The sequence below is a fragment of the Enterobacter sp. KB-280D8 genome (assembly GCF_041399405.1).
In the GTDB taxonomy this organism is placed as follows: domain Bacteria; phylum Pseudomonadota; class Gammaproteobacteria; order Enterobacterales; family Enterobacteriaceae; genus Enterobacter; species Enterobacter cloacae_N.
This window is the reverse complement of sequence record NZ_JBGKEC010000004.1, coordinates 1-24,519: the sequence shown is the minus strand read 5'-3', so window position 1 is coordinate 24,519 and position 24,519 is coordinate 1. Positions and strand designations below refer to the sequence as shown.

Genomic DNA, 24,519 nt, shown 5'->3' with positions numbered 1-24,519 from the left:
CGATGGCGATGAAAAAGTTGCTCATAGCGTCGCTGCTGTTTAGCAGCGCCACCGTATACGGTGCTGACGGGTTCGTAGTGAAAGACATTCATTTCGAAGGCCTTCAGCGTGTCGCCGTTGGTGCGGCCCTCCTCAGTATGCCTGTGCGCCCCGGCGATACGGTTAATGATGATGATATCAGTAACACCATCCGTGCTCTGTTTGCCACCGGCAACTTTGAGGACGTCCGCGTCCTGCGCGATGGTGATACGCTGCTGGTACAGGTAAAAGAACGTCCAACAATCGCCAGTATCACTTTCTCCGGTAACAAGTCGGTGAAAGATGACATGCTCAAGCAAAACCTTGAAGCATCGGGTGTTCGTGTGGGTGAATCTCTGGACCGCACAACCCTTTCAGACATTGAAAAAGGTCTGGAAGACTTCTACTACAGCGTCGGTAAATACAGCGCCAGCGTGAAAGCGGTTGTCACTCCGCTCCCACGTAACCGTGTTGACCTGAAACTGGTCTTCCAGGAAGGTGTTTCTGCGAAGATCCAGCAGATCAACATTGTGGGTAACCACGCGTTCAGCACCGACGAACTGATCTCGACCTTCCAGCTGCGCGATGAAGTGCCGTGGTGGAACGTAGTTGGCGATCGTAAATACCAGAAGCAGAAACTGGCGGGCGACCTTGAGACCCTGCGCAGCTACTATCTGGATCGCGGTTATGCCCGCTTCAACATCGACTCGACTCAGGTCAGTCTGACTCCGGACAAGAAAGGTATCTACATTACGGTTAACATCACTGAAGGCGATCAGTACAAGCTTTCCGGTGTTGAAGTGAGTGGTAACCTGGCGGGGCATTCTGCTGAGATCGAATCGCTGACCAAAATTCAGCCAGGCGATCTGTATAGCGGCTCCAAAGTCACCAAAATGGAAGACAGCATTAAGAAGCTGCTCGGCCGCTATGGTTACGCCTATCCGCGCGTACAGACTCAGCCGGAAATCAACGACGCGGATAAAACCGTTAAGCTGCACGTTAACGTTGATGCGGGCAACCGTTTCTACGTGCGTAAGATCCGCTTCGTCGGTAACGACACCTCCAAAGACTCCGTTCTGCGCCGCGAAATGCGCCAGATGGAAGGTGCGTGGCTTGGCAGCGACCTGGTCGACCAGGGTAAAGAGCGTCTGAACCGTCTGGGCTATTTTGAAACCGTAGACACTGAAACTCAGCGTGTACCGGGCAGCCCGGATCAGGTTGATGTCGTTTATAAAGTGAAAGAGCGTAACACCGGTAGCTTTAACTTCGGCGTGGGCTACGGCACGGAAAGCGGCGTGAGTTTCCAGGTGGGCGTCCAGCAGGATAACTGGCTGGGTACGGGTTACTCTGTTGGTATTAATGGTACCAAAAACGACTACCAGACCTACTCTGAGTTCTCCGTTACTAACCCATACTTCACCGTTGACGGTGTGAGCCTGGGCGGTCGTATCTTCTATAACGACTTTAAAGCGGATGATGCCGATCTGTCTTCCTACACCAACAAAAGTTACGGTGTGGACGGAACGCTTGGCTTCCCTGTTAACGAATACAACACCCTGCGAGCGGGCTTAGGTTACGTGCATAACGACCTGTCCAACATGCAGCCGCAGGTGGCGATGTGGCGTTATCTGGACTCTATCGGCCAGTCTGCAAGCACATCCAGCGATGACAACGGTTTTGCTGCAGATGACTTCACCTTCAACTACGGCTGGACTTACAACCGTCTTGACCGTGGTTACTTCCCAACGGAAGGCTCTCGCGTCAACCTGAACGGTAAGGTGACCATTCCTGGTTCCGATAACGAGTTCTACAAGGTGACGCTGGATACCGCGTCCTACTTCCCGATTGATGACGATCACAAGTGGGTGGTTCTGGGTCGTACCCGTTGGGGCTATGGTGACGGTATCGGCAGTAAAGAGCTGCCGTTCTACGAGAACTTCTACGCGGGTGGTTCCAGCACCGTGCGTGGCTTCCAGTCCAACAACATTGGTCCGAAAGCGGTTTATTACGGCGGGAACGATAAAGATAACTGTGACAAATCAGCTACAGATGCATCAGGTAATAAAAATGTCTGTAGCTCTGATGATGCAGTCGGCGGTAACGCCATGGCCGTGGCCAGCCTGGAGTTCATCACCCCAACGCCATTTATCAGTGATAAATACGCGAACTCCGTACGTACGTCCTTCTTCTGGGATGCGGGTACGGTGTGGGATACCAACTGGCAGAATACTGAGCAGATGCGTCTGGCTGGCGTTCCAGACTACAGCGATCCGAGCAATATTCGCATGTCTGCCGGTATCGCATTACAATGGATGTCACCGCTGGGGCCGTTGGTCTTCTCCTACGCCCAGCCGTTTAAGAAATACGATGGAGACAAAGCGGAGCAATTCCAGTTTAACATTGGTAAAACCTGGTAATAATCCGCTGCAATGGAATGCGTTGGCAGTGTAGCGCTGACAACCGGCGATCGGTCAAACGGTCGCCTTGCCACGCAAAGAACGGTACCTTCTGGTGCCAATGGGATGGTAAGGAGTTAATTGTGAAAAAGTGGTTATTAGCTGCAGGTCTCGGTTTAGCGATGGCAACTTCTGCTCAGGCAGCAGACAAAATCGCAATCGTCAACATGGGTAATTTGTTCCAGCAGGTTGCACAGAAAACGGGTGTTTCTGCGACGCTGGAAAACGAATTCAAAGGCCGTGCGAGCGAACTGCAGCGTATGGAAGGCGATCTTCAGTCCAAAATGCAGCGTCTGCAGCGTGATGGTTCTACCATGAAAGCAAGCGATCGCAGCAAACTGGAAAAAGACGTTATGGCTCAGCGCCAGACCTTCTCCCAGAAAGCGCAGGCTTTCGAGCAGGATCGTCAGCGTCGTTCTAACGAAGAGCGTGGCAAGCTGGTGACTCGCATTCAGACTGCTGTTAAAGCAGTTGCTGCCGATCAGAGCATCGATCTGGTTGTTGATGCGAACGCCGTTGCTTTCAACAGCAGCGATGTTAAAGACATCACCGCTGATGTTCTGAAACAGGTTAAATAAGTAATGCCTTCAATTCGACTGGCTGATTTAGCTCAGCAGTTGGATGCAGAATTACACGGTGATGGCGATATCGTCATCACCGCTGTTGCGTCCATGCAATCTGCTAAAGCTGGCACGATTACCTTCATGGTAAGTCCTAAGTACCGTGAACAACTGGCTCAATGCCAGGCGTCAGCTGTTGTTCTGACGCAGGACGATCTTCCCTTTGCCACTGGAAGCGCGCTGGTAGTGAAAAATCCCTACCTGACGTATGCACGCATGGCTCAAATTCTTGATACCACGCCGCAGCCGGCGCAGAACATTGCTGCCAGCGCAGCGATTGATCCGACGGCTAAGCTGGGTAACAACGTGGCCGTTGGCGCGAATGCGGTTATTGAATCTGGCGTTGAGCTGGGCGATAACGTCGTCATTGGCCCTGGATGCTTTGTTGGGAAAAATACGAAAATCGGCGCTGGAACCCGTTTATGGGCCAATGTGTCCGTTTATCATGAAGTTGAAATCGGCGAAAATTGCCTCGTCCAGTCCAGTACCGTGATTGGTTCTGATGGCTTTGGCTACGCGAACGATCGCGGTAACTGGGTTAAGATCCCGCAGCTTGGTCGCGTTATTATTGGCGATCGCGTGGAGATCGGGGCCTGTACAACGATCGACCGTGGTGCACTCGACGACACGATTATTGGTAATGGTGTTATCATCGATAACCAGTGCCAGATTGCGCATAACGTTGTGATTGGCGACAATACCGCGGTTGCGGGGGGCGTCATCATGGCGGGCAGCCTGAAAATTGGTCGTTACTGCATGATTGGCGGCGCGAGCGTGATTAATGGCCATATGGAAATATGCGACAAGGTGACGGTGACGGGTATGGGCATGGTAATGCGTCCTATCACTGAACCTGGCGTCTATTCCTCCGGTATTCCGCTGCAACCCAACAAGGTATGGCGTAAAACAGCAGCTCTGGTGATGAACATTGATGATATGAGCAAGCGACTCAAGTCTCTTGAGCGTAAGATCGATCAACAAGACTAAACGTCACCCGTTTAACGCTATCTTTCCCGGCCTGTCGGCTTTCTAATAAACCGGCAGGCCGTGTTATTATTGTTATCAGTACATTTTGACAGGAAGAGTATTTTGACTACTGACACTCATACTCTGCATATTGAAGAGATTTTAGAACTTCTGCCGCACCGCTACCCGTTTCTGCTGGTAGACCGCGTGCTGGATTTTGAAGAAGGTCGTTTTCTGCGCGCAGTGAAAAATGTTTCCGTGAATGAACCATTCTTCCAGGGACACTTCCCGGGTAAGCCTATCTTCCCGGGTGTGTTGATTCTGGAAGCGATGGCTCAGGCTACCGGTATTCTGGCGTTTAAAAGCGTCGGTAAGCTGGAGCCGGGTGAACTGTATTACTTCGCAGGTATTGATGAAGCGCGCTTCAAGCGTCCTGTCGTGCCTGGCGATCAGATGATCATGGAAGTCACTTTTGAAAAAACGCGTCGTGGCCTGACTCGCTTCAAAGGCGTAGCGCTGGTTGACGGCAAAGTTGTTTGCGAAGCGACGATGATGTGTGCTCGTAGCCGGGAGTCCTGATACGTGATTGATAAATCCGCCTTTATTCATCCTACCGCGATTGTGGAAACCGGTGCCATCATTGGTGCTAACGTCCACATTGGCCCGTTCTGTATTGTTGGACCCCATGTCGAAATTGGTGAGGGTACAGTACTGAAATCTCACGTTGTCGTGAATGGTCACACGACCATTGGCTGCAATAACGAGATCTATCAGTTCGCTTCCATCGGCGAAGTTAACCAGGATCTGAAATATGCTGGTGAGTCGACCCGTCTGGAAATTGGCGATCGTAACCGCATTCGCGAAAGCGTCACCATTCATCGTGGAACCGTGCAGGGTGGTGGGTTGACGAAGGTGGGCAGCGACAACCTGTTTATGGTTAATGCGCATATCGCGCACGACTGTACCGTGGGTGACCGCTGTATTCTTGCCAACAACGCAACGCTGGCAGGACACGTATCGGTTGATGACTTCGCAATTATTGGCGGCATGACCGCAGTCCATCAGTTCTGCATCATTGGTGCACACGTGATGGTCGGCGGATGCTCGGGTGTGGCGCAGGACGTCCCACCGTATGTGATTGCGCAGGGCAACCATGCCACGCCGTTTGGCGTGAACATCGAAGGCCTCAAGCGTCGTGGTTTTAGCCGCGAAGCGATTACCGCCATCCGCAACGCGTACAAATTGCTGTACCGTAGTGGTAAAACGCTGGAAGAGGCGAAGCCGGAAATTGCCGAACTGGCGAACAAGCATCCTGAAGTGAACGCGTTCATAGAGTTCTTTGACCGTTCAACAAGGGGCCTGATTCGTTAATGGTCGACAGTCGTCCGCTTACGATAGCCCTGGTCGCCGGAGAAACCTCCGGCGATATTCTTGGTGCAGGTCTCATCCGTGCGCTTAAGGCGCGTGTACCCAATGCTCGCTTTGTGGGCGTAGCGGGCCCGCTGATGCAGGCCGAAGGCTGTGAAGCCTGGTATGAAATGGAAGAGCTGGCCGTTATGGGCATCGTTGAGGTGCTGGGGCGCCTGCGACGCTTGCTGCATATTCGTGCCGATCTCACCCGCCGCTTTACCGAACTCAAACCCGATGTGTTCGTCGGTATCGATGCACCCGATTTCAACATTACCCTCGAAGGTAATCTGAAAAAGCAGGGCATCAAAACCATTCACTACGTCAGTCCGTCCGTGTGGGCGTGGCGACAGAAACGCGTTTTCAAAATCGGACGGTCCACCAACCTGGTGCTGGCTTTCCTGCCTTTCGAAAAAGCGTTTTACGACAGATTTAATGTTCCGTGCCGTTTTATCGGTCATACCATGGCGGATGCGATGCCGTTGGATCCGGATAAAAACGCGGCGCGCGACGCGCTGGGCATCCCGCACGATGTGCACTGTCTGGCGCTGCTGCCGGGCAGCCGTGGCGCAGAGGTAGAGATGCTGAGCGCTGATTTCCTGAAGACCGCGCAGATTCTTCGCCAGACCTATCCCGATCTTGAAGTGGTTGTGCCGCTGGTGAATGCCAAACGCCGCGAGCAGTTTGAGCGCATCAAAGCCGAAGTCGCCCCGGATCTTCACGTCCGTCTTCTCGACGGAAAAGGGCGGGAAGCCATGTATGCGAGCGATGCCGCTCTGCTGGCCTCTGGTACGGCGGCGCTGGAGTGTATGCTGGCGAAATGCCCGATGGTGGTCGGTTATCGTATGAAGCCGTTTACCTTCTGGCTGGCAAAACGTCTGGTGAAAACGGATTATGTCTCCCTGCCAAACCTGCTTGCCGGGCGCGAGCTGGTAAAAGAGCTGTTGCAGGATGAGTGCCAGCCGCAGGCGCTGGCGGATGCCCTGCTGCCGCTGCTGGCCAACGGCAAGACCAGCCACCAGATGCACGATACCTTCCGTGAACTGCACCAGCTGATCCGCTGTAATGCTGATGAGCAAGCGGCTGATGCAGTGCTGGAGTTAGCAAAATGATGGAATTTATTTATCCCCACACGCACCTCGTTGCCGGAGTGGATGAGGTCGGACGCGGCCCGCTGGTGGGGGCCGTGGTGACCGCGGCGGTGATCCTCGATCCAACGCGCCCGATTATTGGTCTGAATGACTCAAAAAAACTGAGTGAGAAGCGCCGACTGGCACTGTTCGATGAAATTAAAGAGAAGGCGCTGGCCTGGAGCGTTGGGCGCGCAGAGCCGAATGAGATTGACGATCTGAATATTCTCCACGCCACGATGCTGGCAATGCAGCGAGCTGTTGCTGGCCTGAAGGTTGTGCCTGAATATGTGCTGATCGACGGTAACCGTTGCCCGGCGCTGCCTATGCCTTCTATGGCCGTCGTTAAAGGCGACAGTCGCGTCGCAGAGATCAGTGCAGCTTCTATTATTGCCAAAGTGACGCGCGATGCCGAAATGGCCGCGCTGGACCTTACTTATCCTCAGTATGGTTTCGGCCAGCATAAGGGGTATCCAACGGCTTTCCACCTGGAAAAGCTGGCTGAACATGGCGCAACCGAACATCATCGGCGCAGTTTTGGCCCGGTGAAGCGCGCGCTGGGACTGGTGTCCTGAATCAATACGCAAGCAATTAAGTAACGCGGAATCTGAAGATGGCTGAACCACGTTTCGTACACCTGCGGGTGCATAGCGACTACTCCATGATCGATGGGCTGGCGAAGACCGGGCCGCTGGTAAAAAAGGCGGCCTCTCTGGGCATGCCCGCGCTGGCGATCACCGATTTTACCAACCTGTGTGGCCTGGTGAAGTTCTACGGAACGGCGCATGGCGCGGGAATGAAGCCTATCGTCGGTGCGGATTTTCATGTGCAGAGCGATCTCATCGGCGATGAGCTGACGCAAATCTCCGTGTTAGCCATGAACAATACGGGCTACCAAAACCTTACCCTGCTTATCTCAAAAGCCTATCAGCGCGGTTACGGCGCACTGGGCCCGTGGATTGACAGGGACTGGCTGGCTGAACTGAACGAAGGGCTGCTGTTGATCTCCGGTGGCCGCATGGGCGATGTCGGTAAATCACTGCTGCGCGGTAACAGCGCGCTGGTGGATCAATGCGTCTCGTTCTATGAAGAGTACTTCCCGAATCGTTACTATCTGGAACTGATTCGAACCGGTCGGCAGGATGAAGAGAACTATCTGCACGCTGCTGTCGCGCTGGCAGAAGAGCGCGGCTTGCCCGTTGTGGCGACGAATGACGTGCGTTTCCTGGAGTCCGGTGATTTTGACGCGCACGAAATTCGCGTTGCTATCCACGATGGCTTCACCCTCGACGATCCGAAACGTCCGCGCAACTACTCATCGCAGCAGTACATGCGCAGCGAAGAGGAGATGTGCGAGCTCTTCTCCGACATTCCGGAAGCGCTGGAAAACAGCGTGGAGATTGCCAAGCGCTGTAACGTGACCGTGCGCCTGGGCGAATATTTCCTGCCGCAGTTCCCGACGGGGGACATGACCACGGAAGATTTCCTGGTCATGAAATCGAAAGAAGGTCTGGAAGAGCGTCTCGAATTCCTGTTCCCGGATGAAGAAGAGCGTAAAAAACGTCGTCCGGAGTATGACGAACGCCTGGATATTGAACTTCAGGTGATTAACCAGATGGGCTTCCCTGGCTACTTCCTGATCGTAATGGAGTTTATCCAGTGGTCGAAGGATAACGGCGTTCCGGTTGGTCCGGGCCGTGGCTCGGGGGCGGGCTCGCTGGTGGCGTATGCGCTGAAAATCACCGACCTCGATCCGCTGGAATTTGACCTGCTGTTCGAACGCTTCCTCAACCCGGAACGTGTTTCCATGCCCGACTTTGACGTCGACTTCTGCATGGAAAAACGCGACCAGGTTATCGAGCACGTAGCCGATATGTACGGCCGTGACGCGGTTTCGCAGATCATTACCTTCGGCACCATGGCAGCGAAAGCGGTTATCCGCGACGTGGGCCGCGTGCTGGGTCACCCGTACGGTTTTGTTGATCGTATTTCTAAGCTGGTACCGCCCGATCCGGGCATGACGCTGGCAAAAGCGTTTGAAGCCGAGCCGCAGCTGCCGGAAATCTACGAAGCTGACGAAGAAGTCAAAGCGCTGATCGACATGGCGCGTAAGCTTGAAGGCGTGACGCGTAACGCCGGTAAGCACGCGGGGGGCGTGGTTATCGCCCCGACCAAAATCACCGACTTTGCGCCGCTCTACTGCGACGAAGCGGGCCAGCACCCGGTCACCCAGTTCGATAAGAACGACGTGGAATACGCCGGGCTGGTGAAGTTCGACTTCCTCGGCCTGCGCACGCTGACCATCATTAACTGGGCGCTGGAGATGATCAACGCCCGCCGCGAGAAGAACGGCGAGCCGCCGCTGGATATCGCGGCCATCCCGCTGGATGACAAGAAAAGCTTCGACATGCTGCAGCGCTCGGAGACGACAGCCGTCTTCCAGCTTGAATCCCGCGGCATGAAAGACCTGATTAAACGCCTGCAGCCCGACTGCTTCGAAGATATGATCGCACTGGTGGCCCTGTTCCGTCCGGGCCCGCTGCAGTCAGGGATGGTAGATAACTTCATCGACCGTAAGCACGGACGCGAAGAGATTTCCTACCCGGACGTGCAGTGGCAGCACGAAAGCCTGAAGCCGGTACTGGAGCCAACCTACGGCATCATCCTGTATCAGGAACAGGTCATGCAGATTGCCCAGGTGCTTTCCGGCTATACCCTCGGCGGCGCGGACATGCTGCGTCGTGCTATGGGTAAGAAAAAACCGGAAGAGATGGCCAAGCAGCGCTCTATTTTTGAAGACGGTGCGAAGAAAAACGGCGTTGACGGCGAACTGGCGATGAAAATCTTCGACCTGGTGGAGAAATTCGCCGGGTACGGGTTTAACAAATCCCACTCCGCTGCCTATGCTTTGGTTTCGTATCAAACGCTGTGGCTGAAAGCGCATTATCCCGCTGAGTTTATGGCGGCGGTGATGACCGCCGATATGGACAACACCGAGAAGGTGGTAGGCCTCGTGGATGAGTGCTGGCGCATGGGTCTGAAGATCCTGCCGCCGGATATTAACTCCGGGCTTTACCATTTCCACGTCAACGATGACGGAGAGATCGTCTACGGGATCGGCGCGATCAAAGGCGTGGGTGAGGGGCCGATCGAGGCGATCATCGAAGCGCGTAACAACGGCGGCTATTTCCGCGAGCTATTCGATCTCTGCGCCCGTACCGATACCAAAAAACTGAACCGCCGCGTGCTGGAAAAGCTGATCATGTCCGGCGCGTTCGACAGGCTGGGGCCGCACCGCGCCGCGCTGATGAACTCTCTCGGCGATGCGCTGAAAGCAGCCGATCAGCACGCGAAAGCGGAAGCCATTGGCCAGGCGGATATGTTTGGCGTACTGGCGGAAGAGCCAGAGCAGATTGAGCAGTCTTACTCCAACTGTCAGCCCTGGCCAGAACAGGTGGTGCTGGATGGTGAACGTGAAACGTTAGGTTTGTACCTGACGGGACACCCGATCAACCAGTACATCAAAGAAATTGAGCGCTATGTCGGAGGCAACAGGCTAAAAGACATGCATCCGACAGATCGTGGTAAAATCACCACGGCTGCGGGGCTCGTGATTGCTGCAAGGGTTATGGTCACCAAGCGCGGCAATCGTATCGGCATCTGTACGTTAGATGACCGTTCCGGGCGTCTGGAGGTGATGCTGTTCACCGACGCGCTGGATAAATACCAGCAATTGCTGGAAAAAGACCGCATACTTATCGTCAGCGGACAGGTCAGCTTTGATGACTTCAGTGGGGGGCTTAAAATGACCGCCCGCGAAGTGATGGACATTGACGAAGCCCGGGAAAAATATGCTCGCGGGCTTGCTATCTCGCTGACGGACAGGCAAATTGATGACCAGCTTTTAAACCGACTCCGTCAGTCTCTGGAACCCCACCGCTCGGGGACCATTCCAGTACATCTCTACTATCAGAGGGCGGATGCACGTGCGCGGTTGCGCTTTGGCGCAACGTGGCGTGTCTCTCCGAGCGATCGTTTACTGAACGATTTGCGTGGCCTCATTGGTTCGGAGCAGGTGGAACTGGAGTTTGACTAATACAGGAATACTATGAGTCTGAATTTCCTTGATTTCGAACAGCCGATTGCTGAGCTGGAAGCGAAAATCGATTCTCTGACAGCGGTAAGCCGTCAGGATGAAAAACTGGATATTAACATCGACGAAGAAGTGCATCGTCTGCGCGAAAAAAGCGTAGAACTGACGCGCAAAATCTTTGCCGATCTCGGCGCATGGCAGATCGCCCAGCTGGCGCGTCACCCACAGCGTCCGTACACCCTGGATTATGTCCGCCTGGCGTTTGACGAATTTGACGAACTGGCAGGCGATCGCGCATACGCTGACGACAAAGCTATCGTCGGCGGTATCGCGCGTCTGGACGGACGCCCGGTGATGATCATTGGTCATCAGAAAGGCCGTGAAACCAAAGAGAAAATCCGTCGTAACTTCGGTATGCCAGCACCAGAAGGCTACCGTAAAGCCCTGCGTCTGATGGAGATGGCCGAGCGTTTCAATATGCCTATCATCACCTTCATCGACACTCCGGGTGCATACCCTGGTGTGGGCGCGGAAGAGCGTGGCCAGTCTGAAGCCATCGCACGTAACCTGCGGGAGATGTCTCGCCTGAAGGTTCCGGTCATCTGCACCGTTATCGGTGAGGGTGGTTCCGGCGGTGCGCTGGCGATTGGCGTGGGTGATAAAGTGAATATGCTGCAGTACAGCACCTATTCCGTTATCTCTCCGGAAGGCTGTGCGTCCATTCTGTGGAAAAGCGCCGACAAAGCGCCGCTGGCCGCTGAAGCGATGGGCATCATTGCGCCACGTCTGAAAGAGCTGAAGCTGATCGACACCGTTATCCCGGAACCTCTGGGCGGCGCGCATCGTAAGCCGGAAGTGATGGCTGCTTCCCTGAAAGCACAGCTGCTGGCCGACCTGGCCGATCTGGACGTCCTGAGCAAAGAAGATCTGCTCAACCGTCGTTACCAGCGTCTGATGACCTACGGTTACGCATAAGCTTCACAATTATCTGAAAAGCCGCACGATGTTGCGGCTTTTTTTATACCTGCCGTTTACCTTAACTATGCTTATCTGATGTTTTTCAAGGAGGTAAACCATGAACATCATTGCCATCATGGGGCCACACGGCGTCTTTTATAAAGACGAGCCCATCAAGGAGCTGGAGCAAGCCCTTAAAGCACGCGGATATCAGCTAATCTGGCCGCAAAACAGCGCCGATCTGTTGAAATTCATCGAACATAATCCGCGCATCTGTGGCGTGATATTCGACTGGGACGAATACGACATGGAGCTGTGTAGCGAGATCAACAGGCTGAATGAATATCTTCCGCTCTACGCCTTTATCAACACTCACTCCACCATGGACGTCAGCGCTCACGATATGCGCATGGCGCTGTGGTTCTTTGAATACTCGCTCGGCGTGGCGGAAGATATTGCGACCCGCATTCAGCAATACACTGGCGAATATCTTGATAACATCACACCGCCGTTTACGCGCGCGCTGTTCACCTATGTGAAAGAGGGGAAATACACCTTCTGTACGCCGGGACACATGGCCGGAACGGCCTATCAAAAAAGCCCGGTGGGGTGCCTGTTCTACGATTTCTTCGGCGGCAACACCCTGAAAGCAGACGTGTCGATTTCAGTGACCGAGTTAGGCTCTCTTCTGGATCACACCGGCCCGCATCTTGAAGCTGAAGAGTATATCGCCCGCACCTTTGGCGCCGAGCAGAGCTATATGGTGACCAACGGCACCTCGACCTCGAACAAAATCGTCGGAATGTACGCCGCGCCAACCGGAAGCACGTTGCTGATTGACCGTAACTGCCATAAATCGCTGGCGCACCTGCTGATGATGAGCGACGTCGTCCCGATCTGGCTGTCACCCACACGTAACGCGCTCGGTATCCTCGGCGGCATTCCGCGCCGGGAGTTCACGCATCAAGCCATCGAAAGTAAGGTTGCGGCGATACCCGACGCAAGCTGGCCTGTCCATGCGGTGATTACCAACTCCACCTATGATGGTCTGCTCTACAATACGAACTGGATCAAGCAGACGCTGGACGTACCGTCGATCCACTTCGATTCCGCGTGGGTGCCGTACACCAATTTCCACCCGATTTATTCGGGTAAAAGTGGGATGAGCGGCGAGCGCGTGCCGGGCAAAGTGTTTTTCGAAACGCAGTCGACGCACAAAATGCTGGCCGCATTTTCGCAGGCGTCTCTTATTCACATCAAAGGCGAGTACGACGAGGATACGTTTAACGAAGCCTTTATGATGCACACCACCACCTCACCGAGCTATCCGCTGGTGGCGTCTATTGAAACGGCCGCGGCGATGCTGCGCGGTAATCCGGGTAAACGCCTGATTAACCGCTCGGTGGAACGGGCGCTGCATTTCCGTAAAGAGGTCCAGCGGCTGAAGGATGAGGCCGACGGCTGGTTCTTCGATATCTGGCAGCCGGAAGCGATCGACGAGGCGGAGTGCTGGCCCGTCGCGCCGGGAGAGAGCTGGCACGGCTTCCGGGATGCCGATGCGGACCACATGTTCCTCGATCCGGTTAAGGTAACGATCCTGACGCCGGGGATGGACGAGCAGGGCGTGATGGGCGATGAAGGGATCCCCGCCGCGCTGGTGGCGAAGTTCCTTGACGAGCGCGGCGTGGTGGTGGAGAAGACCGGCCCCTACAACTTGCTGTTCCTGTTCAGTATCGGGATCGATAAAACCCGGGCAATGGGGCTGCTGCGCGGGCTAATGGAGTTTAAGCGCGCCTACGATCTCAACCTGCGGGTGAAGAACATGCTGCCGGATCTCTACGCGGAAGATCCTGACTTCTACCGCACGATGCGCATTCAGGATCTGGCCCAGGGGATCCACAGGCTGATCCGCCAGCACGATCTGCCGCGCCTGATGCTCCAGGCGTTTGATGTCCTGCCTGATATGAAACTGACGCCTCACAAGGCCTGGCAACGGCAGGTGAAAGGTGAAATCGAAACCATTGAGCTGGAAAACCTGGTCGGGCGGATATCGGCCAACATGATCCTGCCGTATCCACCAGGCGTGCCGCTGCTGATGCCGGGTGAGATGATCACCGAGGAGAGCCGGGCAGTGCTCGATTTCCTGCTGATGCTCTGTTCGGTAGGACGCCACTATCCGGGCTTTGAAACGGATATCCACGGCGCGAAACGCGATGAAAACGGCGTGTACTGGGTGAGAGTCCTAAAATAAATGTGACCGCTTGCCAGGTGTGGGTTTTCGGTTGTAACGTTCAGGCATCATAAAAAGGAGAAGCTATGCTGGGTTTAAAAGCGGTTCACCATATTGCGATCATTGCCACCGATTATGCGAAAAGTAAGGCCTTCTACTGCGACATTCTTGGCTTTACGCTCATGAGCGAAGCCTACCGCGAGGAGCGCGACTCCTGGAAGGGCGATCTCGCGTTAAACGGGCAGTATGTGATTGAGCTGTTCTCTTTTCCTTTTCCGCCTTCGCGTCCGTCCCGCCCGGAAGCCTGCGGCCTGCGTCATCTGGCCTTCAGCGTTGATGACCTTGATAGCGCAGTAAAACATCTGGAAGCGCACGGCGTGACGTGCGAGGCGATTCGTGTCGATCCGTTTACCGACAAGCGCTTTACCTTTTTTAACGACCCGGATGGCCTGCCGCTGGAGCTTTACCAGCAGTAATGTTTGTCCTGTGTGATAATGCCCGCTCAGTTCGGGCATTTTTTATGTGTAATTTCCTATGACCTTACCCGCTATCGCACAAGCCGTTTCACCGTACCGCCAGCTGCTGGTGGGGTTTAGCGGTGGCCTGGATTCCACCGTGTTGCTGCATCGCCTTAGGCTCTGGCGCGACCGGGACCCTGACGTTCAGCTTCGGGCTATACACATCCATCACGGGTTAAGCCCTCACGCGGAGGAGTGGGTGGCGCACTGTGAAGCCTTGTGTGAGGCGTGGGCTATCCCGCTCGTCGTTGAGCGCGTCACGCTTGCGGATGAAGGACTGGGTATTGAGGCGCAGGCGCGTAAAGTTCGCTACGCCGCGTTTGCCGGGGCATTACGTACTGGAGAAGCGCTGGTCACGGCGCAGCATCTGGACGATCAGTGCGAAACTTTTTTGCTGGCGCTTAAGCGGGGCAGCGGACCCGCGGGGCTTTCCGCCATGCCGGCGCGTTCTGAGTTTGCCGGAACGCAATTATTGCGTCCGCTGCTTGGCGAGACCCGCGCGTCGCTGGAATCCTGGGCGCGGGAACATCGGCTGAGCTGGATCGAAGATGAGAGCAACCAGGACGACAGCTACGATCGTAACTTCCTGCGTCTGCGCGTCCTCCCGCTTTTAAGCGAGCGCTGGCCGCATTTTGCCGACGCGACAGCAAGAAGCGCCATGCTGTGCGCCGAACAGGAAAGCCTGCTGGATGAGTTACTCAGCGAAGAGCTGGCTGATCTGATCTCTGAAGACGGTGCGCTGGCGATCGCGCCGCTGGAGGCGGTAAGCCCGGTGCGCCGGGCCGCGCTGTTACGCCGCTGGCTCGCCTCTCATCATGCTGTGATGCCGTCGCGGGCAATGCTGAGCCGTATCTGGGACGAAGTCGCACAGGCGCGGGAAGATGCGTCCCCCTGCGTACACCTGAATGGCTTCGAGGTCAGACGCTATAAAGGAAAACTCTGGTGGGTAAAATCCTTCCCCCCGCTGACCAATGTGGTGCTCCACTGGCCGTCACCGGAGGCTCCGTTAATATTGCCCCAGGATGCGGGGAGTGTCTCTCTGATGCCGACGGGTCATGTGCGTCTGCCAAACCCCGGTGAACCGGTCAGCGTGCGCTTTAAGGCTGGCGGCTTGCTGCATATCGTCGGACGCAACGGGGGACGGAAGCTGAAAAAGATATGGCAGGAATGCAACGTGCCGCCGTGGCTGCGCGACACCACGCCGCTGCTGTTCTACGGTGAAACGCTGATTGCTGCTGCAGGGGTGTTCATCACGGAAGCGGGGTGGACAGAAGAAGGGGCATGCTTCGAGTGGCGGAAAGCGTAACGGGCAGCCCGGCTGCCCGTTAGTGTCATCAGGATTCGCTCACCACGACGGTGCCGATTTGCGGGTGGCTGAAGCTGGCTATTTTGTCCAGACGCAGCTCACGCGTCGCACCGGCGTCTTCCACGACCAGGTATTCCACATTCTTGCGTGAAACCAGATCGCTGGCCTTCGCCTTCAACACTTCGCCATCTTTTAGCTCCAGCGTCAGTAATAAATGATGCTGGCAGGCGAGTTCGAGGTTGTCATAGTCATCACAATTGATGGGTTGATAAGTATCATTCATCGACATAATCGCTCACCAGTAAATTCGCCGCAGCATACGCTGCTTTTTCCCTGACCGACTCTGAAAGGCTCTCATCAGAGGCCACTTCATTAAGCACTTTCAATACACAGCCCAACGCGTCCGGGACATACCCCAGATCTCCGCTGGCGATTTCCGCATACCGTTTGCGAATTAACTCACAATAATTATTCACATCCCCTCCCGCCAGCGCACTGACTTACTGTGAGATATCATTAAGCCTACGAAGATAAACTCGGTTTAGCAAGGTGACTATACCATACTCATTTAAGCAATATCAGCGCCTTGATAGTGGTGTATTTATTACTCCGTAACAGCCTTTTGCCTCTGTTTTCGCTACAATGTGCGGCTGATTCGAATGGAGTTCTCTCATGGCGCTGAAAGCGACAATTTATAAAGCAGTGGTCAACGTGGCCGATCTTGATCGCAACCAGTTTCTGGACGCGTCGCTTACTCTGGCACGCCACCCCTCCGAAACTCAGGAACGCATGATGCTGCGCCTGCTGGCGTGGATTAAATACGCCAACGAGCGGCTGCAGTTTACCCGCGGCTTAAGCGCGGAAGACGAGCCTGAAGCCTGGCTGCGCAACGATCATCTTGGGATCGATTTATGGATTGAACTCGGTCTGCCGGACGAGCGCAGGATTAAAAAGGCGTGTACTCAGTCCGCGGAAGTGGCCTTATTCGCCTATAACCAGCGCGCGGCGGAAATCTGGTGGCAGCAAAATAAGAATAAATGCGGGCAGTTTAAAAATCTCGCCGTCTGGTATCTGGATGATGAACAGCTGGCGCAGCTGAGCGAGTTCGCCGGCAGGACGATGGCGTTGCAGGCAACGATTCAGGACGGCGCCATCTGGCTTTCTGATTCTCAGAATAATCTGGAAATTCATCTGACGGCCTGGCAGCCTGCGCCATGATCGTTTTGTCCCGAAACGTCAGCATCCCTGATAACGAGCTGGAGATCACCGCCATCCGTGCTCAGGGTGCGGGTGGACAGCACGTCAATAAGGCTTCAACGGCTATCCATTTGCGTTTTGACATTCGGGCATCAAGCCTGCCAGAGTATTATAAGGAAAGTCTGCTTGCTGCCAGCCATCACCTGATCACCAGCGAAGGTGTGATCGTGATTAAAGCCCAGGAGTACCGCAGCCAGGAATTAAACCGGGAAGCGGCGGTAGCCAGGCTGGTGGCGGTCATCAAAGAGTTAACGGCAGTACAAAAAAGCCGCCGGGCAACGCGGCCAACCCGCGCATCGAAAGAGCGTCGGCTGTCCTCGAAAGCCCAAAAATCCACAGTGAAAGCACTACGCGGTAAAGTTCGTCGCCCGATGGAGTGACGAAAGGGAACACAATTTTCATAAGGAATTCATTGTGAAAAAAGCATTATTTTCAGCGCTGGCAGTGAGTACGCTGTTTGCGCTTTTCGGGTGTAACAACCGTTCTGAAACGCAGGTTTTGCAGCCAGCGCAGAATGAAGAGTTAAAGCCAATGCAGCAGAGCTGGCGGGGCGTATTGCCTTGCGCGGATTGCGAAGGCATTGAAACGTCACTGTTCCTGCAAAAAGACGGTACCTGGGTGATGAACCAGCGCTATCAGGGCGCGAAAGAACCCTCTTCATTTGCGACTTACGGGACATGGGCGCGTACGGCTGAGAAGCTGGTGCTGACGGATACCTCCGGTGACAAAACCTGGTTCCGCCCTAAAGGCGAGAACATGGAAATGCTCGACCGGGAAGGCAATCCGATTGAATCCCAGTTCAACTACACGCTGACACCGGTGAAAGCGGCGCTGCCTGCCACGCCGATGGCGATGCGGGGGATGTATTTCTATATGGCGGATGCGGCGATCTTTACCGACTGCGCTACCGGTAAGAAAGTCAGCGTGGCAAACAATGCACAACTTGAACGTGATTACGCCGTGGCGCGCGGCAATGACAGCAAGCCGATATTGTTGACGGTTGACGGCCACTTTACGCTGGAGCCAAACCCGGATAGCGGGGAGATGGTGAAAACGCTGGTGGCAGATAAAGACGCGAAATTTATTGCGGGCAAAGACTGTAGCAGCAAATAAGCTTACGTTGAGCCATTAAAAAACCCCGCCTGAGCGGGGTTTTTTGTTTAGCCTTTGATGGCTTTCACCAGGTAATCAAGAATATCGCCGGTCTTGATCATCTGTTTTTCGCCGCTGCGACGGTATTTGTATTCAATCTCATCGCTGTCGAGGTTACGGTCGCCAATGACGACGGTGTGCGGGATACCGATCAGTTCCATATCGGCAAACATCACGCCCGGACGCTCTTTGCGGTCATCCATCAGTACTTCAATACCCTGAGCGCGCAGCTCGGCGTACAGCTTCTCGGCCAGCTCCTGCACGCGGTAAGATTTGTGCATGTTCATTGGCAGAATAGCCACCTGGAACGGCGCAATGTTGTCCGGCCAGACGATGCCGCGCTCGTCGTAGTTCTGCTCGATGGCCGCAGCCACCACGCGCGTCACCCCGATACCGTAGCAACCCATGGTCAGGATTTGGTTACGGCCATCTTCACCCTGAACGGCGGCGTTCAGCGCGCGAGAGTATTTATCACCCAGCTGGAAGATGTGGCCCACTTCAATACCGCGCTTGATCATCAGCGTACCCTGGCCGTCCGGGCTTGGATCGCCTGCAACCACGTTACGGATGTCAGCCACTTCTGGCGTCGCCACGTCGCGATCCCAGTTGATGCCGAAGTAATGTTTACCGTCGATGTTCGCACCTGCAGAGAAGTCGCTCATTGCAGCAACCGTGCGGTCAATAACAACCGGCACAGGCAGGTTGACTGGACCCAGTGAACCTGGACCCGCATTCACTACGGCACGGATTTCCGCTTCCGTTGCGAACGTCAGCGGGCTGGCTACCTGCGGCAGCTTCTCGGCTTTTACTTCGTTCAGTTCATGATCGCCACGCACCAGCAGGGCAACCAGCGGGTAAGCGCTGCCTTCGGTGGATTTCACCAGCAGCGTTTTCACTGTTTTTTCGATCGGCAGACTGAACTGCTCAACCAGCTCGGCGATGGTTTTCGCGTTTGGTGTATCAACCAGCGTCATCTCTTGCGTGGCCGCGCCGCGTGGTTCTTTTGGTGCCAGCGCTTCTGCAAATTCGATGTTCGCCGCGTAGTCTGAAGAGTCAGAGAAGATCACATCGTCTTCACCGCTCTGTGCCAGTACCTGAAACTCATGGGACGCGCTGCCGCCGATGGAGCCGGTATCAGCCTGCACAGCACGGAAATCCAGACCCATGCGAGAGAAAATTTTGCTGTAAGCCTCGTACATTTTGTCGTAGGTCTCTTGCAGCGATTCCTGTGACGTATGGAAAGAGTAGGCATCTTTCATCAGGAATTCACGAGAGCGCATCACGCCGAAACGTGGGCGCACTTCGTCACGGAACTTGGTCTGGATCTGGAAGAAGTTCAGCGGCAGCTGTTTGTAAGAGCTCAGCTCATTACGAATCAGGTCTGTGATCACTTCTTCATGCGTTGGGCCGAGAACGAACGGACGCTCGCCGCGATCGACGAAGCGCAGCAGTTCTGGGCCATATTGCTCCCAACGGCCGCTCTCCTGCCACAGGTCAGCGGGCTGAACCACGGGCATGGACACCTCGATAGCACCGGCGTTGTTCATCTCTTCACGCACGATGTTTTCGACTTTTTTCAGGACGCGCACGCCGGTCGGCAGCCAGGTGTATAACCCGGAGGCCAGCTTGCGGATCATCCCGGCGCGCAGCATCAGCTGATGGCTGATCACTTCGGCGTCGGCAGGCGTCTCCTTCAGAGTGGAGAGCAGATATTGGCTAGTACGCATGTTGTTACGGTTCCATTTCGACGATTGGAACAGGCTGAAACACCAGCCTGACACAAAAAAAGTGGTTTAGTTTACCAGTGTGGCAAAGATGCCAAAAGAGAGGAGAACAAAATTACCTGGGTTCAAGGGCAAACACTTCGAAACCTGCCCCGGTGACGCGCCAGCGCACGTTAAAATCCAGCAGCCAGACGGCGTACGTTTTTCCCGCTTCCTCTTCTTTACGGTAGGCCGGACGGGGGTCCTGTGCCAGAACTTCAGTGATGAAATCCCGTAAGCGAGGATAGCGTTTCTCCAGTTGACCAAGCTGCGCGGTTATCTCAGGCGTAAAATAAACAGGCATATCCGCCTGCGGTGCGTCCTGAGCATAGCTTGCACGCGCTTCCGGGAGGGCTTCGGCGAAGGGCAAATAGGGTTTGATGTCGATAACCGGCGTGCCGTCGACCAGGTCCAGACTGCCCAGCTCAAGTATGACCTGTTCCTTCTGGCAACGTATGCCCTTCAGTTCAACCAGCGACATCCCGATCGGATTTGGACGGAAGGTCGAGCGAGTCGCAAACACGCCCATTCTCGCATTTCCGCCCAGGCGCGGGGGACGCACGGTGGGACGCCAGCCGCCTTCCATTGTCTGGTGAAAGACAAATACCACCCATAAGTGGCTGAACGCCTCAAGCCCGCGTACTGCATCGGCCTGGTTATAAGGCGCCTGAAGATGAAGCTCGCCGCTGCCGCTGGTGACCAGACCTGGCTGGCGGGGTACGGCGAACTTCTCTTTATACGGAGAGTGGATAACGCCTATCTGCTCAAAATGAAATGCACTCATTTCGCCGTGATGTTCAGCGCAGAACCGATGCAAACCGCCTGACGGTAGCAGCCCGGCGTGCCGCTGGTGACTTCGCAGCTGTGCAGCAGCACCGCGTTAGCTTTCATTTTTGCGGCGTTAATCTGCATACGTTTGCGCGCTGTCGGGATATTCGGTGGAGAGTCCTGATTGGTTGCCTGACAGGATTCACCGCTCACTTCACCCAGTTCACGGAACGGTTTGCCGACCAGTTCGTCAGCTTTGGTGATAATGCGAACCGGCGCAGGGCGAACCACTTTCGGTTTCGCAGGCTCAGTTTTTGGCGGGGTTGCCGTGCTTTGAACAGGTTCAACAGGAGATCTGCTTAGCATAGAACAGCCGCTCAGCATGAGTGCTAAAAGACAGATCGGTAAAGCACGCATAATAATTCCTCAATGGATAATCAAAACGTCAGATATTGAATCAGGTGACTGCACAAATGACAAGACGGGCATAAGCCCGTCCTGATGATATTACACTGAGGTGAGATTACCAGCCTTTAACAGCGCCGCCGTTAAACACTTTGTTGGCTTCCTGGTAAACTTCATCAGACTGATAGGCCTGAACGAACTTCTTCACGTTTTCCGCGTCTTTGTTGTCTTCGCGAGTCACGATCAGGTTAACGTACGGGGAGTCTTTATCTTCAACGAAGATACCGTCTTTTGCTGGCGTCAGGCCAATCTGGCTGGCGTAAGTGGTGTTGATAACGGCCAGGGCAATCTGTGCATCGTCCAAAGAACGCGGCAGCTGCGGTGCTTCCAGTTCAACAATTTTCAGATTTTTCGGGTTCTCGGTGACGTCCAGAACGGTTGGCAGCAGGCCAACACCGTCTTTCAGTTTGATCAGGCCCACTTTCTGCAGCAGCAGCAGGGAACGACCGAGGTTGGTTGGATCGTTAGGCACGGCAACCTGAGAGCCCGGCTGCAGTTCGTCCAGCGATTTAATTTTCTTAGAGTAACCGGCAATAGGGTAAACGAAGGTGTTACCCACACCCACCAGTTTATAACCGCGATCTTTGATCTGCTGATCCAGGTATGGCTTATGCTGGAAGGCGTTGGCGTCGATATCGCCCTTGCTCAGCGCTTCGTTCGGCAGAACGTAATCATTGAAGGTCACCAGCTCAACGTCCAGACCATATTTCTCTTTCGCCACTTTCTGAGCAACTTCAGCAACCTGCTGTTCGGCACCCACGATAACGCCCACCTTAATGTGGTTTGGATCTTTTTCGTCCTGACCGCAACCCACCAGTGCCAGAGAGCCAATCAGCGCGCCTACTGCTGCAAGGGTCTTTAATTTAAACGCCATGTTTTATCCTTAACTCGTCGAGTTTGTGTTGTGTGTAACGTTATTTGTGAGTAACGGTCCGGACGATGCGATCGCCGGAGAACTGGATTAAGTAAACCAGAACAACCAGCAATACCAGAACGGTATTCATCACAGTAGCGTTATATCCAATATAGCCGTACTGGTAACCAATCTGTCCTAAACCGCCAGCACCAACTGCACCGCCCATTGCGGAATAACCGACCAGCGTGATGAGCGTGATGGTTGCCGCGTTCACCAGGCCCGGCAGTGCTTCAGGCAGCAGAACCTTGCGGACGATCTGCATCGGCGTGGCACCCATCGCGCGGGAAGCTTCGATTAAACCGGTTGGGATCTCCAGCAGGGCGTTTTCCACCATACGGGCGATAAACGGCGCTGCGCCTACGGTCAGCGGAACGATAGCCGCCTGCAGACCGATAGAGGTTCCGACGATCACGCGGGTAAATGGAATCATCCACACCAGCAGAATAATGAACGGGATAGAACGGAAGATGTTCACCAGCGCAGAGAGCGTACGGTAGAGTTTTGCGTTCTCAATGATTTGACCCGGACGCGTCACGTACAGCAGTACGCCCACCGGCAGGCCAATTACAAAACCAAAGAAACCCGATACGAAGGTCATTGCCAGCGTTTCCCAAACGCCGCGAACCAGCAGCCACATCATCGGCTCAGACATAACCCAGTACCTCTACTTTTACGTGGTGTTCTTGCAGCCAGGCGATTGCTGCCTGGGTTTCTTCATGGGTGCCGTGCATTTCCGTCAGCATGATGCCGAACTTCACGCCACCGGCGTAATCCATCTGCGCGCTAATAATGTTGTTGTTCACGTTAAAGCGACGCGCAGTTTCGGAAAGAAGGGGAGCGTCAACGGACTGACCGGTAAACTCCATGCGCAGCATCGGGACGCTGTCTGCTGTGGATTCGGTTTTCAAACGCTCCAGATAATCTTCCGGAATATCCAGATGCAGCGTGGACTGAATGAACTGCTGCGCCAGCGGCGTCTTCGGATGGGAGAACACTTCGCTTACCGTATCCTGCTCGATCAGCTCGCCGTTGCTGATAACCGCTACGCAGTCGCAGATGCGTTTCACCACGTCCATCTCGTGCGTAATAAGGAGGATCGTCAGGCCCAGGCGACGGTTAATGTCTTTCAGCAGTTCCAGAATAGAACGGGTGGTGGCCGGATCCAGCGCGCTGGTGGCTTCGTCGCACAGCAGTACTTTTGGGTTGCTGGCCAGCGCGCGGGCAATGGCGACACGCTGCTTCTGCCCACCGGACAGATTTGCCGGGTAGCTATCATGCTTATCGCCCAGACCCACGAGGTCGAGCAGTTCGGTAACGCGACGCTTCACTTCTTCTTTCGGCGTGTTATCCAGCTCCAGCGGCAAGGCGACGTTGCCGAACACGGTGCGGGACGCCAGCAGGTTAAAGTGCTGGAAGATCATGCCGATCTGACGACGCGCTTTGGTGAGTTCTTTTTCTGAAAGGGCGGTAAGTTCCTGACCGCCAACTTCTACGCTGCCCTGGGTTGGGCGCTCAAGCAGGTTAACACAACGGATCAGCGTGCTTTTACCTGCACCCGATGCGCCAATGACGCCATAAATTTGACCAGCAGGAACATGCAGGCTGACGTTGTTCAGCGCCTGAATGGTTCGGTTCCCCTGCTGGAACACTTTGGTGATATTGGAAAGTTTAATCATTAGATTATTTTTATCGTATGTAAGTTAGCCGTGGCATTTTCTTCTGCCAGATACGGGTGATGACCGTAAACAAAATGGATGTTAAGGCATCCAGACGTCTAAATCAATCCAACTCTGAACGATGAGCACTTTATTGCGCTGCGATTCATGAGATACTAGCTCAACAGGCCTTTTTCAGGAGCAAACCGGTGGCAAAATCAGTACCCGCAATTTTTCTCGATCGTGATGGCACTATTAATGTGGATCACGGTTATGTGCATGAGATCGATGAGTTCGAATTTATCGACGGCGTTATAGAGGCAATGCGCCAGCTGAAAGAGATGGGCTATGCGCTGGTGGTGGTCACCAATCAGTCTGGTATTGCGCGCGGTAAATTCACTGAAGCACAGTTCGAGACGCTGACCGAATGGATGGACTGGTCGCTGGCCGATCGCGGCGTGGATCTCGACGGCATCTACTATTGTCCGCATCACCCGCAGGGTACGGTAGAAGAGTATCGCCAGACCTGTGACTGCCGTAAACCGCATCCGGGGATGTTCATCTCTGCGCAGGAGTTTCTGCACATTGATATGTCTGCTTCTTATATGGTGGGCGATAAACTGGAAGATATGCAGGCAGCAACAGCAGCGGGTGTAGGGACCAAAATATTAGTTCGCACCGGTAAGCCAGTGACGCCAGAAGCGGAAAATGCAGCGGATTGGGTGATTAATAGCCTGGCTGAGCTGCCGAATGAGATAAAAAAGCATCAAAAATAGCCTTTCTGGCGAAAAGGTGAGCGGTCGAAATAAAAATGTATATTTCCCCTTGTCATTCCTCGGCAG

The 24,519-nt window shown here is 54.6% G+C and carries 24 protein-coding genes; 16 read left to right on the top strand and 8 right to left on the bottom strand.

What is annotated here, in order from left to right:
- Positions 1-2: 2 nt before the first annotated feature.
- From bamA to tilS, 12 genes are all read left to right on the top strand, one after another.
- Positions 3-2,435: an outer membrane protein assembly factor BamA gene (gene bamA / locus AB8818_RS13125; protein WP_116343999.1), complete on the top strand. Its 2,433-nt coding sequence runs from the start codon at positions 3-5 to the stop codon at positions 2,433-2,435.
- A 122-nt stretch (positions 2,436-2,557) separates the two neighbouring features.
- Positions 2,558-3,052, top strand: a complete 495-nt coding sequence (skp, locus tag AB8818_RS13120; RefSeq protein ID WP_014882635.1) for a molecular chaperone Skp — start codon at positions 2,558-2,560, stop codon at positions 3,050-3,052.
- A gap of 3 nt (positions 3,053-3,055) precedes the next feature.
- Positions 3,056-4,081, top strand: coding sequence for a UDP-3-O-(3-hydroxymyristoyl)glucosamine N-acyltransferase (lpxD, locus tag AB8818_RS13115; protein WP_041911190.1), 1,026 nt, complete (start codon positions 3,056-3,058; stop codon positions 4,079-4,081).
- A 102-nt stretch (positions 4,082-4,183) separates the two neighbouring features.
- The gene (gene fabZ / locus AB8818_RS13110; protein WP_010426706.1) at positions 4,184-4,639 is read left to right on the top strand and encodes a 3-hydroxyacyl-ACP dehydratase FabZ; all 456 of its coding nucleotides are present in this window, start codon (positions 4,184-4,186) and stop codon (positions 4,637-4,639) included.
- Positions 4,640-4,642: 3 nt separating this feature from the next.
- Positions 4,643-5,431, top strand: coding sequence for an acyl-ACP--UDP-N-acetylglucosamine O-acyltransferase (gene lpxA / locus AB8818_RS13105; protein WP_063440167.1), 789 nt, complete (start codon positions 4,643-4,645; stop codon positions 5,429-5,431).
- Positions 5,431-6,579: a lipid-A-disaccharide synthase gene (lpxB, locus tag AB8818_RS13100; protein ID WP_023334578.1), complete on the top strand. Its 1,149-nt coding sequence runs from the start codon at positions 5,431-5,433 to the stop codon at positions 6,577-6,579. Before lpxA ends, lpxB begins: the two co-directional genes overlap by 1 nt.
- Positions 6,576-7,172 carry a ribonuclease HII gene (rnhB, locus tag AB8818_RS13095; RefSeq protein ID WP_061099164.1) on the top strand — a complete coding sequence of 199 codons (597 nt, stop codon included), beginning with the start codon at positions 6,576-6,578 and terminating at the stop codon, positions 7,170-7,172. Before lpxB ends, rnhB begins: the two co-directional genes overlap by 4 nt.
- A gap of 38 nt (positions 7,173-7,210) precedes the next feature.
- Entirely contained in the window at positions 7,211-10,693 is a 3,483-nt protein-coding gene (dnaE, locus tag AB8818_RS13090) for a DNA polymerase III subunit alpha (RefSeq protein WP_061099163.1), read from the top strand.
- A 12-nt stretch (positions 10,694-10,705) separates the two neighbouring features.
- A complete protein-coding gene (accA, locus tag AB8818_RS13085) occupies positions 10,706-11,665 on the top strand; it encodes an acetyl-CoA carboxylase carboxyl transferase subunit alpha (RefSeq protein ID WP_013095666.1) in 960 nt (319 codons plus the stop codon).
- Between the two features lie 100 nt (positions 11,666-11,765).
- Positions 11,766-13,898: a lysine decarboxylase LdcC gene (locus AB8818_RS13080; RefSeq protein WP_192982044.1), complete on the top strand. Its 2,133-nt coding sequence runs from the start codon at positions 11,766-11,768 to the stop codon at positions 13,896-13,898.
- Between the two features lie 65 nt (positions 13,899-13,963).
- Positions 13,964-14,353 carry a VOC family protein gene (locus AB8818_RS13075; RefSeq protein ID WP_028015591.1) on the top strand — a complete coding sequence of 130 codons (390 nt, stop codon included), beginning with the start codon at positions 13,964-13,966 and terminating at the stop codon, positions 14,351-14,353.
- A 58-nt stretch (positions 14,354-14,411) separates the two neighbouring features.
- Positions 14,412-15,701: a tRNA lysidine(34) synthetase TilS gene (tilS, locus tag AB8818_RS13070; RefSeq protein WP_163330360.1), complete on the top strand. Its 1,290-nt coding sequence runs from the start codon at positions 14,412-14,414 to the stop codon at positions 15,699-15,701.
- 28 nt (positions 15,702-15,729) lie between these two features.
- Here tilS and rof read toward each other — a convergent pair whose 3' ends face one another.
- Together rof and AB8818_RS13060 are read right to left on the bottom strand one after the other, a co-directional pair.
- Positions 15,730-15,990: a Rho-binding antiterminator gene (rof, locus tag AB8818_RS13065; protein ID WP_126796884.1), complete on the bottom strand. Its 261-nt coding sequence runs from the start codon at positions 15,988-15,990 to the stop codon at positions 15,730-15,732.
- A complete protein-coding gene (locus tag AB8818_RS13060) occupies positions 15,977-16,177 on the bottom strand; it encodes a YaeP family protein (RefSeq protein WP_008501889.1) in 201 nt (66 codons plus the stop codon). The genes rof and AB8818_RS13060 overlap by 14 nt, the downstream gene beginning before the upstream one ends.
- Positions 16,178-16,373: 196 nt before the next feature.
- Here AB8818_RS13060 and AB8818_RS13055 point away from each other — a divergent pair, with 196 nt between their 5' ends.
- From AB8818_RS13055 to nlpE, 3 genes are read left to right on the top strand one after another with little or no spacing between them, the layout of a single operon-like run.
- Entirely contained in the window at positions 16,374-16,919 is a 546-nt protein-coding gene (locus AB8818_RS13055; protein ID WP_163330361.1) for a YaeQ family protein, read from the top strand.
- Positions 16,916-17,338: an alternative ribosome rescue aminoacyl-tRNA hydrolase ArfB gene (gene arfB / locus AB8818_RS13050; RefSeq protein ID WP_116344003.1), complete on the top strand. Its 423-nt coding sequence runs from the start codon at positions 16,916-16,918 to the stop codon at positions 17,336-17,338. The genes AB8818_RS13055 and arfB overlap by 4 nt, the downstream gene beginning before the upstream one ends.
- Before the next feature lie 34 nt (positions 17,339-17,372).
- Entirely contained in the window at positions 17,373-18,071 is a 699-nt protein-coding gene (nlpE, locus tag AB8818_RS13045) for an envelope stress response activation lipoprotein NlpE (protein WP_192982047.1), read from the top strand.
- Positions 18,072-18,118: 47 nt separating this feature from the next.
- On the opposite strand, the gene proS is transcribed toward nlpE, so the two are convergent.
- From proS to metN, 6 genes are all read right to left on the bottom strand, one after another.
- On the bottom strand, positions 18,119-19,837 hold the full coding sequence (gene proS / locus AB8818_RS13040; protein ID WP_163330364.1) for a proline--tRNA ligase: 1,719 nt from the start codon (positions 19,835-19,837) through the stop codon (positions 18,119-18,121).
- A gap of 112 nt (positions 19,838-19,949) precedes the next feature.
- A complete protein-coding gene (tsaA, locus tag AB8818_RS13035; protein WP_163330365.1) occupies positions 19,950-20,657 on the bottom strand; it encodes a tRNA (N6-threonylcarbamoyladenosine(37)-N6)-methyltransferase TrmO in 708 nt (235 codons plus the stop codon).
- The gene (gene rcsF, locus AB8818_RS13030; RefSeq protein WP_008501883.1) at positions 20,654-21,058 is read right to left on the bottom strand and encodes an Rcs stress response system protein RcsF; all 405 of its coding nucleotides are present in this window, start codon (positions 21,056-21,058) and stop codon (positions 20,654-20,656) included. Before rcsF ends, tsaA begins: the two co-directional genes overlap by 4 nt.
- A gap of 106 nt (positions 21,059-21,164) precedes the next feature.
- Positions 21,165-21,980: a methionine ABC transporter substrate-binding lipoprotein MetQ gene (metQ, locus tag AB8818_RS13025; protein ID WP_116344006.1), complete on the bottom strand. Its 816-nt coding sequence runs from the start codon at positions 21,978-21,980 to the stop codon at positions 21,165-21,167.
- Positions 21,981-22,020: 40 nt separating this feature from the next.
- On the bottom strand, positions 22,021-22,674 hold the full coding sequence (locus tag AB8818_RS13020) for a methionine ABC transporter permease MetI (protein ID WP_014168730.1): 654 nt from the start codon (positions 22,672-22,674) through the stop codon (positions 22,021-22,023).
- Positions 22,667-23,698: a methionine ABC transporter ATP-binding protein MetN gene (metN, locus tag AB8818_RS13015; RefSeq protein WP_163330366.1), complete on the bottom strand. Its 1,032-nt coding sequence runs from the start codon at positions 23,696-23,698 to the stop codon at positions 22,667-22,669. Before metN ends, AB8818_RS13020 begins: the two co-directional genes overlap by 8 nt.
- 188 nt (positions 23,699-23,886) lie before the next feature.
- Here metN and gmhB point away from each other — a divergent pair, with 188 nt between their 5' ends.
- Positions 23,887-24,453 (top strand): D-glycero-beta-D-manno-heptose 1,7-bisphosphate 7-phosphatase, encoded by a 567-nt coding sequence (gmhB, locus tag AB8818_RS13010; protein ID WP_163330367.1) that lies wholly within the window; start codon positions 23,887-23,889, stop codon positions 24,451-24,453.
- Positions 24,454-24,519: the final 66 nt, after the last annotated feature.

Excerpts from the sequence above, each read along its gene's own strand:
- rcsF (WP_008501883.1), bottom strand. The coding sequence starts at position 21,058 with ATGCGTGCTTTACCGATCTGTCTTTTAGCACTCATGCTGAGCGGCTGT.
- metN (WP_163330366.1), bottom strand. The coding sequence starts at position 23,698 with ATGATTAAACTTTCCAATATCACCAAAGTGTTCCAGCAGGGGAACCGA.
- accA (WP_013095666.1), top strand. The coding sequence starts at position 10,706 with ATGAGTCTGAATTTCCTTGATTTCGAACAGCCGATTGCTGAGCTGGAA.
- metQ (WP_116344006.1), bottom strand. The coding sequence starts at position 21,980 with ATGGCGTTTAAATTAAAGACCCTTGCAGCAGTAGGCGCGCTGATTGGC.
- tsaA (WP_163330365.1), bottom strand. The coding sequence starts at position 20,657 with ATGAGTGCATTTCATTTTGAGCAGATAGGCGTTATCCACTCTCCGTAT.
- rnhB (WP_061099164.1), top strand. The coding sequence starts at position 6,576 with ATGATGGAATTTATTTATCCCCACACGCACCTCGTTGCCGGAGTGGAT.
- rof (WP_126796884.1), bottom strand. The coding sequence starts at position 15,990 with ATGTCGATGAATGATACTTATCAACCCATCAATTGTGATGACTATGAC.
- lpxB (WP_023334578.1), top strand. The coding sequence starts at position 5,431 with ATGGTCGACAGTCGTCCGCTTACGATAGCCCTGGTCGCCGGAGAAACC.
- tilS (WP_163330360.1), top strand. The coding sequence starts at position 14,412 with ATGACCTTACCCGCTATCGCACAAGCCGTTTCACCGTACCGCCAGCTG.
- AB8818_RS13055 (WP_163330361.1), top strand. The coding sequence starts at position 16,374 with ATGGCGCTGAAAGCGACAATTTATAAAGCAGTGGTCAACGTGGCCGAT.
- dnaE (WP_061099163.1), top strand. The coding sequence starts at position 7,211 with ATGGCTGAACCACGTTTCGTACACCTGCGGGTGCATAGCGACTACTCC.
- AB8818_RS13080 (WP_192982044.1), top strand. The coding sequence starts at position 11,766 with ATGAACATCATTGCCATCATGGGGCCACACGGCGTCTTTTATAAAGAC.
- proS (WP_163330364.1), bottom strand. The coding sequence starts at position 19,837 with ATGCGTACTAGCCAATATCTGCTCTCCACTCTGAAGGAGACGCCTGCC.
- lpxD (WP_041911190.1), top strand. The coding sequence starts at position 3,056 with ATGCCTTCAATTCGACTGGCTGATTTAGCTCAGCAGTTGGATGCAGAA.
- bamA (WP_116343999.1), top strand. The coding sequence starts at position 3 with ATGGCGATGAAAAAGTTGCTCATAGCGTCGCTGCTGTTTAGCAGCGCC.
- AB8818_RS13075 (WP_028015591.1), top strand. The coding sequence starts at position 13,964 with ATGCTGGGTTTAAAAGCGGTTCACCATATTGCGATCATTGCCACCGAT.
- AB8818_RS13020 (WP_014168730.1), bottom strand. The coding sequence starts at position 22,674 with ATGTCTGAGCCGATGATGTGGCTGCTGGTTCGCGGCGTTTGGGAAACG.
- arfB (WP_116344003.1), top strand. The coding sequence starts at position 16,916 with ATGATCGTTTTGTCCCGAAACGTCAGCATCCCTGATAACGAGCTGGAG.